The organism is Synechococcus sp. RS9916 (genome assembly GCF_000153825.1).
GTDB lineage: Bacteria > Cyanobacteriota > Cyanobacteriia > PCC-6307 > Cyanobiaceae > Synechococcus_C.
On record NZ_DS022299.1, the window covers coordinates 316,217 to 332,550 of the forward strand.

At 62.0% G+C, this 16,334-nt stretch carries 12 protein-coding genes; 8 read left to right on the plus strand and 4 right to left on the minus strand.

Features of this window, described 5'->3' with window-relative positions; all coding sequences use genetic code 11:
* The first annotated feature begins 48 nt into the window (after nt 1-48).
* From RS9916_RS01940 to RS9916_RS01975, 8 genes are read left to right on the plus strand one after another with little or no spacing between them, the layout of a single operon-like run.
* Nucleotides 49-4,461, plus strand: a complete 4,413-nt coding sequence (locus RS9916_RS01940; RefSeq protein ID WP_050752227.1) for a translocation/assembly module TamB domain-containing protein — start codon at nt 49-51, stop codon at nt 4,459-4,461.
* A gap of 2 nt (nt 4,462-4,463) precedes the next feature.
* On the plus strand, nt 4,464-5,369 hold the full coding sequence (locus RS9916_RS01945; RefSeq protein ID WP_007097497.1) for an ROK family protein: 906 nt from the start codon (nt 4,464-4,466) through the stop codon (nt 5,367-5,369).
* A 25-nt stretch (nt 5,370-5,394) separates the two neighbouring features.
* Nucleotides 5,395-6,708, plus strand: a complete 1,314-nt coding sequence (locus tag RS9916_RS01950) for a glutamate-5-semialdehyde dehydrogenase (protein WP_038024027.1) — start codon at nt 5,395-5,397, stop codon at nt 6,706-6,708.
* A complete protein-coding gene (gene folB / locus RS9916_RS01955; RefSeq protein WP_007097499.1) occupies nt 6,708-7,070 on the plus strand; it encodes a dihydroneopterin aldolase in 363 nt (120 codons plus the stop codon). Before RS9916_RS01950 ends, folB begins: the two co-directional genes overlap by 1 nt.
* Nucleotides 7,058-7,660, plus strand: a complete 603-nt coding sequence (locus RS9916_RS01960; RefSeq protein ID WP_007097500.1) for a triacylglycerol lipase — start codon at nt 7,058-7,060, stop codon at nt 7,658-7,660. The genes folB and RS9916_RS01960 overlap by 13 nt, the downstream gene beginning before the upstream one ends.
* 55 nt (nt 7,661-7,715) lie before the next feature.
* On the plus strand, nt 7,716-8,399 hold the full coding sequence (locus tag RS9916_RS01965; protein ID WP_038023060.1) for a DUF6629 family protein: 684 nt from the start codon (nt 7,716-7,718) through the stop codon (nt 8,397-8,399).
* Between the two features lie 4 nt (nt 8,400-8,403).
* The gene (locus RS9916_RS01970) at nt 8,404-8,943 is read left to right on the plus strand and encodes a hypothetical protein (protein WP_007097502.1); all 540 of its coding nucleotides are present in this window, start codon (nt 8,404-8,406) and stop codon (nt 8,941-8,943) included.
* Nucleotides 8,940-10,031, plus strand: a complete 1,092-nt coding sequence (locus tag RS9916_RS01975) for a hypothetical protein (protein ID WP_007097503.1) — start codon at nt 8,940-8,942, stop codon at nt 10,029-10,031. Before RS9916_RS01970 ends, RS9916_RS01975 begins: the two co-directional genes overlap by 4 nt.
* 14 nt (nt 10,032-10,045) lie before the next feature.
* On the opposite strand, the gene RS9916_RS01980 is transcribed toward RS9916_RS01975, so the two are convergent.
* The 4 genes from RS9916_RS01980 to thrB are packed head-to-tail and all read right to left on the minus strand — an operon-like array spanning nt 10,046 to nt 16,280.
* A complete protein-coding gene (locus tag RS9916_RS01980) occupies nt 10,046-11,530 on the minus strand; it encodes an arginine repressor (protein WP_232199498.1) in 1,485 nt (494 codons plus the stop codon).
* Between the two features lie 36 nt (nt 11,531-11,566).
* The gene (locus tag RS9916_RS01985) at nt 11,567-13,693 is read right to left on the minus strand and encodes a M3 family metallopeptidase (RefSeq protein WP_007097505.1); all 2,127 of its coding nucleotides are present in this window, start codon (nt 13,691-13,693) and stop codon (nt 11,567-11,569) included.
* 11 nt (nt 13,694-13,704) lie between these two features.
* The gene (locus RS9916_RS01990; RefSeq protein WP_038024030.1) at nt 13,705-15,276 is read right to left on the minus strand and encodes an NAD(P)H-quinone oxidoreductase subunit 4; all 1,572 of its coding nucleotides are present in this window, start codon (nt 15,274-15,276) and stop codon (nt 13,705-13,707) included.
* A 56-nt stretch (nt 15,277-15,332) separates the two neighbouring features.
* The gene (gene thrB / locus RS9916_RS01995; RefSeq protein ID WP_007097507.1) at nt 15,333-16,280 is read right to left on the minus strand and encodes a homoserine kinase; all 948 of its coding nucleotides are present in this window, start codon (nt 16,278-16,280) and stop codon (nt 15,333-15,335) included.
* Nucleotides 16,281-16,334 lie beyond the last annotated feature (54 nt).

The window sequence follows — 16,334 nt, forward strand, 5'->3', positions numbered from 1 at the left end:
GAAGTGCTCCTTATATTGCGCTGACCTCAGCCAGGACTGACGCGGCCGATGGGCAGTGGGTCATCACCAAAGACCCTCCCACGGCGGCTTTTGGGAGGTGGCATTGCAGTTGCCCTTGTTGGTGGTGGGGCCTGGTTCGCGCTTGATCGTCTGGCTGCGTCGCTGCTGGATCAGATGCGTCCGCAGCTTGAACAGCAGCTCTCCAAGCCACTGGGCCATCCCCTGCGGATCGGTGAGTTCCGGGGACTGCGCTTTTGGGGCATTGCGCTGGGTCCGACCACAGTGGACTCTGGCCCCAGTGATGCCTCCACTGCATCCGTGCAGTCCGTCGGGATTGCCTTTGATCCCCTCGCCAGCCTGCAGCGTTGGAAGCCGGTCGCTGTTGTGCGACTTCAAGGGGCGCGGCTGAACCTGCGTCGTAATGCACAGGGGGCGTATTGGGTCCCAGGGAGTAGTGGCGATGAGCCCCCTCCGAAGTTGGATCTGACGATTCAGTTGATCGATCCTGCCCAGGTTCGGATTGAACCAGCTGATCTCCAATTCAGTGTGGCCGGTCAGGGGGCAGTTCAGCTCGATCAGTCCTGGGGCGATGGGGCCTTTCAAGTTGTGTTCCCAGAGCAGGGCCGGCTCGGATTGCGTCTGAAAGGGGGCTGGCGCAAGCCCGAGGTGGATGTCCAGGCGAAGATCGAGAAGCTGCGGTTGCGATCGTTTCAGGGGCTGATTCCGACAGCCAATGCGGTGTCTCTCGACGGTCAGCTCGGCGGCGATCTGCGGTTGGGCTGGAGGTCGGGTCAGATCAGCTGTGGCGGTGGCCTTTCCCTGGTCAATTTCTCGCTCCAAACGGACGGAGCGCAGGGTTCCCTGCGTAGCCCTCAGTTGCAGATGAGTTGCAAAAGCGATCGTCTGCAGATCGTGCCCAGTGCCTGGAGTTATGGCTCCTATCGGGCCACCCTCGCTGGAGATGTTGCGCTCAACCGCAGGTTTGATCTGCGCTTCAAACTGCACGAACCTGGCAAAGAGCGAGAGCTTCGGGCTTCTCTCCAAGGGCCCTGGCGCGAACCGCGCCTTGCAGTGGATGGCCGTTGGCGTTTGCCGGATGGCGTGCCCGTTGAGGCTCCTGTCCAACTCCGGTTGCTGCTCACTGGTGATTGGCGGGACCCGCAGGCGGTGCGTGCCCAACTCGATCAACTGGATCTCAAGGCTCCTGGTTTGTCGATCCAGGCAAAGGGAGCGGTGTATCCAGAGCTCGCGGTCAATACCGAGCGACTCGAGCTAGCAGGCCCTGCCTGGAGCGGCCTGCCCCTGGTGCCGGACCTGCTCGGAGCGCGCACACCGGTGCGAGGCAGCCTCCAGCTGCGGGGCGCGCCCCGCAGCCCAGACGTCACCCTCGTGCTGTTACAACAGGCCAACCCGTTACTCCAGGACTGGTCATTGAAGGCCGATTGGAGTGCCGCGGAGGGAATCGCCCGGCTCCGGCGCTTTCGCAGTGCAGAGCTGGAGGCCAAGGCGTCCTTGCCTTTGCGCTGGAATGACGGTCGCGCGCAAACCGGTGATCTGGACGCCGCTTTGGATCTGCGGGCTTTCCCCTTGGCGCGACTTGGTCCGATTGTGGGCACCACCATGGGTGGTCGCCTCTCCGCTTCAGGTGCCCTGACGGGGCCACTGGATGCCCTGCAACCAAATCTGGATTTGCAGTTGTCGAACCCCCGTGCCGGCACCTTGCGGTTGCTGGAGACCTGGAGTGGTCGGTTTGAGGGGCTCGCCGGCGGTGGCGGTCAACTGGGCATGGCGTCTGGAAACGGGCCGATCGGTGGTTCGTTGCAGGCCAGCCTTGGACGCAATTGGCTTCCTACGGCTGTCACCCTCCGGCGCCAGCGCGGCGAATTGACACTGGCGGGTTCCCCGGCGTCGTACCGCTGGCGCGCCCAGGGGCTGCCTTTGGATGGCTTGGAATTGGCGCTGCCCCCGAAAGGGCGCTTTGAAGGTCTCTACGGACGTCTCTCCGGAGAGGGCACTCTTGGGCTGCAGCCCCTGGAGATGGCGGGGGCCATCACCCTGGATCAACCCGGTTTGCTGGGCCTTCAGTTGCGCCAAGCCCGTTTGGAGGGCACGTACCGCAATCGCGGTTACCAGCTGACTGGGGAATTGCTTCCACCGGAAACGGGTCAGGTGTTGCTTGAGGCGAAGGGTCTTGTAGGCGGTGGCCTCGAGGCCGATCTGGATGCCCAGGGGCTCAGTGCACGTTGGTTGACTCGCGGGCTGATGAGCCTCTCCGAACTCAACCGCGATAGCCCGGATGCGAATGGCCATGCAGCCGATCTCGGAACGCTGCTGGTGGACACCTTTGGAGGGGCGATCGATGGCCAACTGAAGGCGCTGCGCCAACTCCAGGCTGAGCTCGCTGCAAGGGATGACCACGATCACGCTCGTGCTGCTTTCCACCCTGAAGATTTGCGCGGTCAGATGGATGCGCAGATCAAGGTCAGCGGTCCTTCCCTTGCCGATCTCAATATTGACCTCAAGGCGCGCGGACACCTGTGGGTCGAAGGCGAAGACGTTGACCACGCGTTGCAGATCGAACCGTTTGTGGCCACGCTCAGCGGCCCGTTACGTGATGGTCAGGGTGAGTTTTCCCTCAAGCATCTGCCTTTCACGCTGTTGGCACTCGTGGTGCCGGTTCCGCCTGCGCTGCAGGGCGGGCTTGGGCTGTCAGGCACCTATCGGCTTGGCCAGCCCAGTGGCCCTGAATTGACCACTGAACTGGTGCTTGAGGACGCCAGTGTCGGCTCCCATCGTCTCAGCCTTGAGAAGGGACAGATCACCCTGTCGGGGAAAGGCTTGCAGTTGGATCTGGCCTTGAAGGATGAGGCTGCCGAGCAGCCGATTGTGCTCACGGGTCAGGTGCCTCTGGATCCGTCCGGTGCCCTGGATGTGCGGGTGGTCACCCAAGGGGATGGCCTGCGCTTTCTCACGGGATTTACGGATGACCGTGTGGCTTGGAGCGCGGGGGACGCCCGATTGCGGTTGATCTTGAGTGGCACCCTTCAAGCGCCCGAGGCCAATGGCTTCCTGGTGGTGGAGAAGGGTGGTTTCGCGATTGAGAGCCAGGAGATCAGTGATCTCAACACCTCTGTGGTGTTTGATTTCAATCGCCTTGAAGTGCAGTCGCTGCAGGCCCGAGTCGGCAAAAAGGGACGCTTGCAGGGCCAAGGGGGGCTTGGGCTGTTCCGTCCCACCCAGGAAGCTGAGCCGCTCACGCTTGACCTCAAACAGAGCCGCATCACCTTGCCGATGGCCGATGTCGCCCTCAGCGCCGACCTCACCGTCGGCGGGGCCCTGGTGCGTCCACGCTTGGCCGGAAACGTTGTCATCAGCGACGGCAAGATTCGTCCGGCGCCTGCTTTGTTTGCCCGCCGCAAGGGCAACACATCCGGCACTGCCACGACGACGTCGACCGAGCCTGTGTCGTTCAACACGCTGCTGGAAGAACAATGGGATTTCGAACAACCGCTGGTCCTGTTGGGACCTGAGGTTGAAGCCGACACCAGCCGTTCGCTGAAGGCGGCAATCCCCCAGGTCCCGGCGCTTGGGTTTGACAATTTGCGGGTGACCTTTGGCCCGAAGCTCGCGGTCACGGTCGCGCCAATCGCGGCGTTCACCACCCAGGGCCAGTTGACCCTGAATGGAGCCCTGGACCCCAGCCTCCGGCTTCAGGGTGTGGTGCGGATGTTGACAGGGCGGATCTCCTTCTTCACCACCACATTCCAGCTGGATCCTCGTATTGCCAATGTGGCGGTGTTCACCCCTTCCATGGGCTTGATTCCTTATGTCGACGTGGCGATGGTCAGTCGCGTGTCCGACAGCGTCAGCCTCGGGAGCTCAAGCAACGCAGTGTCGAGCAATGTGTTTGACAGCAACGGCACGGGCTCGTTCGGTGCCGCCGGTCAGCTGCGTCTGGTGAAGGTGATGGTCGAGGCGTCTGGGCCCGCCGACCGTTTGGCCGACAACTTTGATCTTCGGAGCTCGCCTCCGATGCCGCCTGCACAGTTGAAGGCGCTGATCGGTGGTAACTCTCTGGCAGGACTCTCGAATTCGGGTGGCGGAACGGCCTTGGCTGCCGTGCTGGGCCAGTCGCTGCTCACTCCCGTAATCGGAACGCTGACCGATGCCTTCAGTCAGCGGCTGCAATTCGCCCTCTATCCCACCTACGTCAGTCCGGAGATTCAGGATGAGAAGGAGCGTGTTTCTGGTCGGGTGCCGCCGCAGTTGGCCCTGGTGACAGAGCTCGGAGTTGATGTCAGTGAGCGATTCAATTTCTCTGTGTTGGCTGCACCCAATCGCAACGACATTCCGCCTCAGGGAACGCTGTCGTATCAGATCGACAACAACCTCAGTCTTTCGGGGTCGGTCGATAATCAAGGCACCTGGCAAAGCCAGTTCCAGGTGTTTTTCCGCTTCTGACCATGCTTTCAGCGGATCAGGTGATCGGAGTCGACCTCGGCGGGACGGCGATCAAGCTGGCTCGCTTTGATCGTCAGGGTGAGCTCCTGGCGGAGGACCAGATCCCGACGCCTCAGCCGGCGATGCCCGGTGCCGTCTGCATGGCGATCTGCGAAGCGATCGAGCGGCTCGACCCTGCTCGTGAGGCAGCGGTGGTGGGGATCGGTCTGCCTGGGCCGATGGATGCGGCGGCTCGCATTGCCAGGGTGTGCATCAACCTGCCCGGGTGGGAGGAGGTGCCTCTGGCGGATTGGTTGGAGCCGCGACTGCAGCGCCGCGTCACCCTCGCCAACGATGGCAACTGTGCCCTTGTCGGTGAGGCCTGGAAAGGTGCAGCCCAGGCTTGTTCCGATGTGGTGTTGCTCACGCTTGGCACCGGAGTTGGCGGTGGTGTGATGCTTGGCGGTCAGTTGTTCACTGGCCACAACGGTGCTGCTGCTGAGCCTGGTCTGATCAGCATTGATTACCGCGGATTGCCCTGCAACAGCGGCAATCGCGGCAGCCTGGAGCAGTTTGCTTCGATCGCGGCCTTGCGGCGTTTATGGGATGGGGAACCGAAAGAGCTGGCCCATCGGGCTGCTGCCGGTGACCCCGAAGCCTGTGCGGTCTGGGACCGCTACGGCACCACCCTTGGCATTGGCGTGAGTTCCCTGGTGTACGTCTTCACCCCTCAGAAAGTGTTGCTCGGTGGTGGTCTGGCTGCAGCGTCCGTTCATTTCCTGCCAGCTGTCCGGCGCGAGGTGGAGACTCGGGTGCAGTCCGTCAGTCGGGAGGGGTTGCAAATCGAGGCCTGTTCCCTGGGCAATAGTGCCGGTCGCTTGGGGGCGGCGCGTCTTGCCCTGGATCGCCTGACGCATGAAACGGGATGATGCAGCCAAGATGCCCCACCTGACGATGACCAGCCAGGCCGTTCCCGAACCCTCCGCTGAGCTCCTGCGTCTGGCCACTGGCGTGCGGCGTGCGGCCATTGATCTTGGCCAGACCACGGATCAACAGCGGCAGCAGGCGTTGGAAACAATGGCCGCGGCACTGGAGCGGCATCGGGAGCAGATCGCGGCTGCCAATGCCGCGGATCTAGAGCAGGCCGCCGCCGATGGCTTGGCGCCTGCTTTGGTGTCGCGCCTGAAGCTGGATCAAGACAAGTTGGCAGGGGCGATTGAGGGTGTGCGACAAGTGGCAGCCCTAGAGGACCCCCTCGGCTCCAGACAATTGCATCGCGAGCTCAATGAGGGGCTTGTGCTGGAGCGGATTACCGTTCCCCTCGGCGTTCTTGGGGTGATCTTTGAGGCCCGCCCTGATGCAGTGATTCAGATCGCATCCTTGGCGATCCGGTCTGGGAATGGGGCGATTCTCAAAGGGGGGCGTGAGGCCAATCGCACCAATCAGGCCGTGATGGAAGCGCTCAAAGAGGGATTGGCTGACTCTGTGGTGAGTGCCGATGCCCTGGCGTTACTCACCACCCGACAGGAAAGCCTGGCGCTGTTGCGTCTCGATGGGCTGGTGGATCTGATCATCCCGCGCGGTAGCAACGAGCTGGTGCGGTTCATTCAGGACAACACTCGGATCCCCGTGCTTGGCCATGCCGATGGGGTCTGCCATTTGTTCATCGATACCGAGGCTGACTGTGCCCAGGCCCTGCGGATTGCGATCGACAGCAAAACCCAATACCCCGCTGCCTGTAATGCGATTGAAACTCTGCTGGTGCATGAGGCGATCGCTCCACAGTTTTTGGCGGATGCCGTGCCCGCGTTTGCGGCCGTAGGGGTTGCGCTGCGGGGGGATGAGGCCAGCTGTGCCCTCGGGGTGCCCCACCCTGTGACGGAGGCTGACTGGAGCACGGAGTATCTGGATCTGATCCTCGCGGTCCGCGTGGTGCCGGATCTGGAGTCGGCACTGGAGCACATTCGTCGCTATGGCTCCCGACACACCGAGGCGATCGCCACCACCAATGGCACGACGGCGGAACGGTTTTTGCGGGCCGTCGACAGTGCCGGGGTCTATCACAACTGCTCCACCCGCTTTGCCGATGGCTTCCGTTACGGCTTTGGTGCTGAGGTGGGCATCAGTACGCAGACCTTGCCGCCACGGGGGCCGGTGGGGCTCGAAGGCTTGGTCACCTACCGCTATCGCCTGCGGGGAGACGGTCATATTGCCGCTGACTTCGCCAGCGGAGCGCGTCAGTTCAGCCATCGCAATCTGCCCCTGTGATGGATGCCATTCACATCACCGATCTGCGCGTCTGGGCCCATGTCGGCGTGCTGGATCATGAGCGTCTCCATGGCCAGTGGTTTTCCCTCGACCTGACACTGCGCCTGGACCTCACCAAGGCCGCCAAAGAGGATGATCTCGACTCCACTGCGGATTACAGCCTGGCGGTGCAGGAGCTGCAGTCGTTGGTCGCCACGTTGAAGTGCCAGACCATCGAACATTTCAGTGAGCAGGTTTTGGACCTGCTTGAGCATCTCTACGGTCCTGTCGCGATGCGGGTGTTGCTGCGCAAGTGCGCTGCGCCCATTCCAGGATTTGGCGGTACGGTTGCTGTGGAACGTCATCGCCATTGGACGGTGTGAACACTCCCAGACCTCTGGTGCTGGTGCACGGTCTATGGGACACACCGCGGCTGTTTCGGCGTCTTGAGCAGCGCTTGGACCAGAACGGGATCGCTCGGCTTGTCCCACACCTGCCCCACCGTCTCGGAGCTGTTCCCCTGCGGGACTTGGCCAGATTGTTGGATGGCCATATCCAGGCCCGTTGGGGTGAGCAGGAGATCGATCTGCTGGGCTTCTCGATGGGTGGGGTGATCAGCCGCATCTGGCTTCAGGAATTCGGCGGTGCCCAGCGTTGCCGTCGTTTCATCAGTGTTGGCAGTCCTCAGCAGGGCACCTACACCGCGCAGTGGATTCCCCGTTGGTTGTTCGCTGGGCTCGCTGATATGAAACGGGGCAGTGTTTTGCTGAACCAACTCAACGCCGATTGCTCAGCGTTGCAGAGCGTGGATTGCGTCAGTTTTTACTGCCGTTGGGATCTGATGGTGGTGCCTGGGTGGCAGGCCGTGCTGCCGGTGGGTGAACGGCACGATGTGCGTGTGCTCACCCATCAGCAACTGATGGCCCATCCAACGGCTCTCAACCAATTGATGCGCACAATCTTGCAGCCTTAGTGACGATTGCCATCGGCATGGCCACAGTGATGGTTAAGCCTTCGCTACGTCGCAGATGTGTTTTTCAGCTTCAGCCAGCTTCACAGCATCGGCAGTTCTGATGCCGCTGGGGTTGTATGCCCATCATTTGGCCTCGAATGCAGAACGTCCTGGATACAAGCCGCTGGCTCTGGTTCCCTTTTTCTTTGGAGTTCAGCAGTTTGTTGAAGGATTGCAGTGGACCGCCATCGACAACGGTGGTCTGGAACCACTGGGATCAATCACTGCCAAGGGGTTTCTGTTCTTCGCCTATTGCTTCTGGATGATCTGGATTCCATGGAGTGCCTGGTCGATCAGTCGAAGTATTGACTCGCGAGCGCTGCAACATCGTTTGAAATGGGTCGCCATCGTCGCCACGTTGTTGGGGATTGGCTTCTATATCCCTGTTCTGTTTCAGTCGGATCTGGTGCAGCCAGCGATTGAATCTGGCCGCATTCACTACCAGGTCGACACCGCTTGGCACAACTTCGTTAACACCGAACCGATTGGGCAATTGGTTTATTGGGGTTTCATTGTTCTCCCACTGGTGGCGGTGAATGACAAGGCTGTGAAGTTGTTTGGGGTGTTGATCTTTATCTCGATCTTCCTCACCTGGTTCACCTACAGCGTTGCCTTCAACTCCGTCTGGTGCTTCTACTGCGCAGTGCTCTCGATCGTCGTGATCTGGATTGTGAATCGGCCTGAGATGCGCCGAGCTTGATCGGATGGGGCATCCGATCAATGCGCTGTTTGAGTCCATGGTTCAGACCATGCTGGCCATGGACACAGGCCTCGGTTTGGTGATTGGGGTCGGCATCTCCATGTCGGCCTCGCATTTGTTTTCCCTGCTGGCCAATCGACTCAGCCCGCGGCAGATCGCGGTTCAGCTGCTGGTGGATGCCTTGGTGCTCAGCCTTGCGCTCACCCTCGGCATCCTTTGCCACAGCCTGATGTTGATGCTGCTCAAGCAGGTGCCTCCACAGCCGATCACCCTGGCGAACCGCATGGGAGTGGCGCTGTGGCCTGGACTTTTTTATGTGCTGGTGGCCGCTCCCTACGTCAGTGATCTGATCGCTGTCACCTTGCTGGGTTGGATTCATCTCAATGTGTTGTTGCTGCTTCAGGCCAGCTACGGCATTCCCTTGCAGGAAGGGCTGGTCGTGGCTCTGCCGGGGTTTGCCCTGGCCCTTGTGCTGATCGCGCTGGTGTTCGCGCAACGCTGGCGCGCCAGTTACAGCACCCTTGCCCGGGAGGTGGGGGGATGAACGATCCACATGCGCCCCTCCAGCATCACCGCGGTCATCTCCGCTTGGGATGGCGTGTGGTGGTGACTGTGCTCATCGTCATCGCTGTCTTTGCCGTGCTGGGCATCAGTGCGGTGCGCCGTGACGCCATTGATCTGCTGAATCCCGAGGCCATTCGGGAACTGCTGACCGTGTGTGGCGTGCTGGTGGTGGTGGTGGTGGCCTTGGTCGGCGTCTATTCCGTGATGGTGGATTTCGTCTTCTGGGAGGGGTGGATGGAGGGCTTGCCCGATCCCAATCACCTCTTCCCCGACGATCCCGAGGGGGAATGCGACCACCGTCATTTCGTCGTCTATCTCGATGGCATTCACCAGAGCGAGGAGAGCCATCCGCCCAGGGTCAGTGACTTCCTTCAGACCCTCGAGCAGGCGATCGATCAGGACGCATTGCTGGTGAAGGGGATCGAGGCCTACACAATCACTCCAGTGGGGTTGCGTTCAACACCTCTCGCGCAGTGGTTCTGGCATCGCCTCTTTGCGCTTCAGGAGCACCATCCCAATGGCTGGGTGCGTTTCCTTTGCGCCTTCTGTGTGCAGGCCAACAACGTGATCAAGGTGGGCATTTCCTCCGATCGTCGTTATGGCCCGGTGATGAATTACGAACTCGCGCTCAAGATCGCGCGACGCCTGGCGCGTTTGGGCTTCCACCCCAGCCGGGCGGCAAGGGTCGTTCTGGTGGGCTACAGCGGCGGTGGGGAGATGGCCATCGGCACTGCGGCGATGCTTCAGCGGTTGTGCCGCGTGCCCGTGCAGGTGATCACCGTCTGTGGTGTCTTCAGCGGCAATGGCGAGCTCGAATCAGTCGACCACGTGGCCATGGTGGTGGGAGCCAAGGATCCGGTGGCCGCCTTCGGGCGGATCGCCTATCCCGGTCGCTCCCCCTTGCTCCCCCTCTCCAATTGGAACCGTTGGCTCGCCCATGGCCGCTTGCATCGCTACGAAATTCCGGCGATGAATCACAACGGCAACGCCGGTCCGTTCAGCACCGCCTTCCGCGGCAAGGTGGTGGAGGCGATTTGCCGCGAATTGACACTTACCCAGGGGACCTGAGCGAACAGCGTGGTTCAGCGTCGGTGCTCTTCACCGTTCAGCCGGCGCACCAGCAGAAAGGGGCTGTGGGCTGGTTGGCTGGCCCGTAGCCGTTCCAGCGCTCCGGCGCAGGCGTTGCCGTGCAGGTGCAGGTCGCAGGGAAGCGTGTCGAGCGCTTGGCGATAGCGCTCCACGCTGGTGTCATCGATGACCCTCAGGCCCTGATCGAGCAATTGCTCGAGATGCTCGCGCAGCCGTTCTCTCCAGATGCCCCCAAGGGTGAGCGGAAACAAATGGCAGCGACCTGTGAGGGCCTGCTCAATCAGGGCAGTGGAGTCAATGCAGAACCCAAGGGCTCCATAGCCTCCGGTGCGGAGCTTTCCCTGGGTGGCAGCGCTGTTGTGAACCGCGGCCATGAGATCGCAGAGGTCGAGAGCGAGGTCCAGTTGAGCTGCCTCGATGGGCTCGCCGGGGTAGGCAACGCTGCCATTGGTCCGGTCGTTCTGCCAGGGACGGTGCAGATCATTCATGGCGGCCCAACCGTTGAAGCCTTCGGTGCCCTGGTAGTACTGCAGCAGGGTCGGGGCCTGCGCGTCGGGAGGGGTGAGCTCCAGCTCCAGGCTGCAATGGGGGAGCAGAGCCTCTAACTCTTCGCCTTGATCAAGCAGGCCGGTCCGATAGGGCACAGCGAGGGGAACCTGCAGCCAGGTGGTGGTGGTCGCTGCGGTGTTCGGACAGCTGGCACCCAGCCCGAAACTGGCCACGCTGGCCCGAACGCGCGCTTTGCAGGACCATCCGCGTGTCCGCAGCAGCTCCAGGAGTTGCTGGCTCGTGCTGACGCCTTCGAACAGGAAGGGGGTGTCGCGCCCGCTGGTGCCCCTGACGCTTGGCGGCAGGTGATTGGCGCCAAGGGCATTGAACACCTGGGCCATCAGCGTGTTGCCCCAACGGCTGGCGGCCGACTGCAGATTCTGGAGTCCATGGTTCTGCCAGACCAGATCGGCGCCGAGTTGTCGCAGTCCACCGGCGGCAGCGTTGTGCGCTTGTTCGTGCTGACCGTGATCGGCCTGCTCTTTCCAGGCTTTTAGCGATTGGGGTAAGGGCTGTCCTGCCGCGTCAGGCCCAGGTTGCACCGTGGTGGCCGTCCACCGTTTCAGTGCGTCAGCTGTTGCTCCAGTGGCGTTGTCTTGAACCGGAAAGAGATGATGGAGGTCATCCGCCAGCGCTGCCAGCAGCAGTGGACTGACAGAGCCTCCTTCTAACAGCTCCGCCAGCTTGCGTAGATGGTCGGGCAGCGCGGCCGCTCCCAGCCGCCAGCGTTTGGGCAGCATCGCCAGCAAGGGCACCAAGCGGCGTTGGTGGAGGTCGGTGAGCAGCTCGGTCAGGAAATGGTCCCGACTGATGCCCTTTCGCAGCCAACTGGTTTCAAGAACGGCGTTCAAGCCCAGCAAGGGGGCGATATCGGTTTGATCACCAGGGCTTGCCCCCCAGGCTGACGACAGGGCCAGGGGATCAGGCATTCGCGCATTCCCCTGTTCCGTCATGGTGGATGCCGCTTAAGCCGCTGCTGCTGTGAGGCCGGACTGACGAATCAGAGCGTCAGTGCTGGCGGCTCTGCCACGGAAGGCCTGGTAGATCTCCGCAGGGGAACGGCTGCCACCGAGGCTGAGAACGGTGTCGCGGAAACGCTGACCGGTCGCTTGCACTTGCTCCTCCTGGTCCAGGCCCATCTCTTCAAAGGCGGAGAAGGCGTCGGCGCTGAGCACCTCGGCCCACTTGTAGGAGTAATAGCCAGCGGAATAGCCGCCCGCAAAAATGTGGCTGAAGGCACAGAGGAAGTGATCGTCTGCAATCGGCGGGATCACCGTGGTGGCAGGGGCGAGTTCACGACGTAGGGCATCCGGGCTGATCCCCAGTTTTGGAGTCCATTGGCTGTGAAGACGCAGATCGGTGAGTGCGAAATGCACCTGACGCAGCGTGGCGCAGCCCGACATGAACGTGCGGGCCCGCAGCAGTTTCTGGTAGTCGGCCTCCGGAAGGGGCTCGCCGGTCTGCCAGTGGCGCGCCATCCCCATCAATGTGGCCCGATCGAGGCACCAGTTCTCCATGAACTGGGAGGGAAGTTCCACGGCATCCCACTCCACGTTGTTGATTCCTGCGGCCTGGGGGTAATTGACCGTGGTCAGCATGTGCTGGAGACCGTGGCCGAATTCGTGGAAGAGGGTTTCCACCTCTTCGAAGCTCATCAGGCTGGGAGCGGTGTCTGTCGGGGTCGTCTGATTGCAGATCAGATAGGCCACCGGCAGGGTCATGGACCCGTCCTCAGCACGGGAGCGATTCAGGCACTCATCCATCCAGGCGCCGCCGCGCTTGCTTGCTGGTCGGCTGTAGGGGTCGAGATAGAAGGCCGCCAACGGCGTGCCATCGCGATCGCTGACCCGGAAGAAGCGCACATCCGGATGCCAGACCGGAGCTTCGCTATCGGCGGCATGGATGGTGATGCCAAACAACCTGGAGCACAGATTGAAGAGACCATCGAGCACCTGGGGAAGAGGGAACCAAGGTCGCAGCGCTTCCTGATTGAGATCGAACTCTTCCTGGCGGAGTTTTTCAGCCCAGTAGGTCACATCCCAGGGCTGGAGGTCGTCGGCTTCAGGCGCGTGGTGGCGTCGGGCGCAGTCGCGTAGTGCGTCAATCTCCCGCTCGGCTGCAGGCTTGGCGGCAGCCCGAAGCTCTTCCAGCAGGGCTTCCACGGCATTGACGTCATCGGCCATCTTGCTGGCCAGGCTGAGCTCGGCCCAATGGCTGTAGCCCAGTCGGCTCGCCTGTTCCCCCCGCAGGCGCAGGATGGATTCGATCAGTGGGCTGTTGTCGAGATCACCCTGGCTGGCTCGGCCGACATGGGCGCGATAAACCTTCTCCCGCAGCCCCCGGTTCTCGGCATGGGTGAGGAAAGGGATGTAGCGAGGCATGTCGAGCCCGAGCCGCCAGGGGCCTTGTTCACCAGTGGCCTCTTGGCCGTTCCGATGGTGGTCTCCGGCATCGCGAGCTGCCGCTGCAAGGGTTTCGAGTGCCCGGTCCGGCAGACCTGCCACCTCCTCGATGTTGTGCAGCACCAGGCTCCAGGCCTGCGTTGCATCCAGCACGTGATTGCTGAAGCTGGTGGAGAGCTCTGCTAGCTGTTCGCTGGCCTGGTTGAAGGCCGTCTGGGCTTCGCCCTGAAGACCCACGCCGCGTTGCTGCATCGACAGCAGCTCGGCATCAAGGATTCGACACTGGGCTGCATCAAGCGACGCGCCGGACTGGTTGCGAAGCTGCTCCAGGGCTTGGTGCAGAACTGCGCTTTGCCCCAAGCGATTGCTGAAGCGCACCACCTCTGGTTGCTGCGCTGCATGGGCTTCACGCAGTTCCGGGCTGTTGCAGACGGCGTTGAGGTGGCTGACCACACCCCAGCTCCAGCGCAGGCGTTCCCCGATCGATTGGAGCGGTGGCATGACCGCTTGCCACTCGAGGGTTTGCCCCTGGTTGAGCTGGTCTTGCAGCGTTTGCTCAAGGGCTGCAAAGTCGGCTTCGAGCGCTTTCAGCAGGCCCGGGATCTCGGCGCTCACCTGATCGGGAGTGATAGCCGTGTAGTCGGGGAGGCCCCGGCCCTTGAGCAGGGCCGGTTGGCTGCTGGTGGTCATGCCGTCTCGCTTCAGCCCAGGGGCAGAAGATTGTGAAGTGCGATCAGGCTATGGGTTGAAAGCGTTTCGGCGAGAGCGTCAGTGGAGGCCTCGTAGACATCCATCGCGACCCGTGGCCAAACGCCGATGGTGAGCGTGGGAACCAGAAGGGTGAGGCCTATCACTAACTCACGGGGATTCATGTCGCCGACGAAGGCGAGCGCTGGAATCCTGGGCCCGAAGAACACGCGACGGCACATCGAGAGCAGATAGATCGGGGTCAGCACCAGGCCGATGGCAGCGGCCACGATGGTGATCACGCGGAAGCCGATGGTGAAGTCGGTCTGGCTGGTCACCCCGAGGAAGATGGTGATCTCACTGATGAATCCGCTCATGCCTGGCAGGGCGAGGGACGCCAGGGAGCTGGCCAGGAAGAACGCGAAGGTGATCGGGAGCACTTTGGCCAGCCCGCCCATGTTAGGAATCGACAGGGTTTTGGTGCGCTCGTAGAAGCTGCCGGTCACGAAGAACATGGCCGCGGCAATCAGCCCGTGACTGATCATCTGCAGCATGGCGCCACTGAGGCTGAGTGCGTCAATCGCGCCGATTCCGACCAGAACAAAGCCCATGTGGCTGACTGAGCTGCAGGCGATCCGCCGCTTGACGTTGTCTTGGCCGAAAGCGTTAAGCGCGCCATAAATGATGTTGACGATGCCGAGCACGATCAGGGCGGGGGCCAGCACCAGGTGGGCGTCCGGCAACATCTGCACGTTGAAGCGCAACAGCGCATAGCCGCCCATCTTCAGCAGCACCCCCGCCAGCAGCATCGAGACGGGCGCATTGGCCTCGCCGTGGGCGTCAGGTAGCCAGGTGTGGAGAGGGAACATCGGAAGTTTCACCCCAAATCCCACCAGGAAGCCCAGATAACAGAGCAATCCGAAGGTTCCCCCAGGTGAGCGGGTTGCCAGTTCGGTGAGGTTGAGAGTGAAGGAATCGCCAGCCAGGGCTAAGGCCAGACCGCTGATCAGGATCAGCAGTGATGCCAGAGCGGTGTAAAGGATGAATTTGGTGGCGGCGTACTGGCGGTTCTGTCCGCCCCAGATCGCAATCAGGAGATAGACCGGCACCAACTCAAGTTCCCAAGCCAGGAAGAAGAGCAGGAAATCCTGGGAAAGAAAGACCAGGGCCTGCGCTGCGGCTTGCACGAGCAGCAGGCCGAAATAGAGCTTGGCCTTGTGCTGAACTTTCCAGCTCGCAGCCACTGACAGCATCGTCACCAGGCCGCTGAGCACCACCAATGGCATGGACAGACCGTCGGCGCCGACGGACCATTCCAGCCCGATCGCCGGAACCCAGCTCAGCCGTTCCACCAACTGCAGGGATGAGTCCTGCGCATCGAAGTGCTGGCTGAAGGTCACCAGCATCAAGACGAAATCAATGGCCAGTACGCCAAGGGCCAGATTGCGCGGCCAGGGGGAGGGGTTGCTCTCGTCGCCGGGGAGCAGGGGCATCAACAGGGCTGCTGCTGCCGGGAGCAGCACAATTACAGACAGCCAGGGGAAGCTCTCGCCGGACGCAGCAATCAGCGGCAGATTGGCGTCCATGGCGTTCATCAAGTTGTAGTCGAACTTATCAGGGACTTCGCCTGAACTGAGTACAACTACTCAGGAGTCACGGGTTGCCAGTGGCTGCCTGTTGTTTGGAGGTTGAGCAGCGGCGCTCGACTTGCTACACCAGCGGCTTCCCAGGCTCTGACCATCGCCTGACTGACGGCAGGGCCTTTGTCTTCGGAGCACAGCGCCAGGATGCTTGGACCAGCACCGCTGATGGCGCACCCCCAGGCACCGGCCTGGAGGGCTGCATTCCGGACCTCTTGGCCTCCTTTGATCAGCCGCCAGCGGTAGGGCTCATGCAAGCGGTCGTGCATGCCATCGGCGATGAGGTCGCCATTACCGGTTCGCAGTCCCTGCAGCAGCAGGGTGAGGGCACCAAGGTTGACGACTGCATCCCCCACGGGAATGGACTTGGGCATCGCCCGTCTGGCTTCGCTGGTGCTCAGGCGAATCGCAGGGATGGCCACCACAGCCTTCACCGCAGGCACCCACTCACAGCGCACCACCCGCCAGCGTTGGGACGCGGCTTTCGCGGTCATGCACAAACCGCCCAGCAGTGATGGCACCACATTGTCGGGATGTCCTTCGATATCGATGGCCAGCTCGAGCAGTTTTTCCCGGCTGAGGGGCTCGCCCACCAGCGCATTGGCACCCACCAAGCCCGCCACGATGGCGGTGGCACTACTGCCCAGACCCCGCGCAGGGGGGACTGCCAGGCGGACGCGTGCTTCGAGCCCCACCGGCTCTTCCCCTGCTGCTTTCCAGACCCGCTGGGCTGCGCGATAGACCAGGTTGTCGGGGCCGCCACGCAAGTGGCTGCCTTCCTGACCTTCGATGATCAATTCAAAGCGTTCACCGTCGCCTTCAATCCGGCGCATGGTGAACCGGTTATTGAGATCAAGGGCGGCACCGAGGCAGTCGAAGCCTGGGCCGATGTTGGCTGTGGTGGCAGGAACATCCACAACCACCGACTGGCCGATGCGCGGTTGCACCATCCCTGCTGTCCTGTTCAAGACAGTGTCTCACCTGAGAGGCCGGAGCCTGCGCTT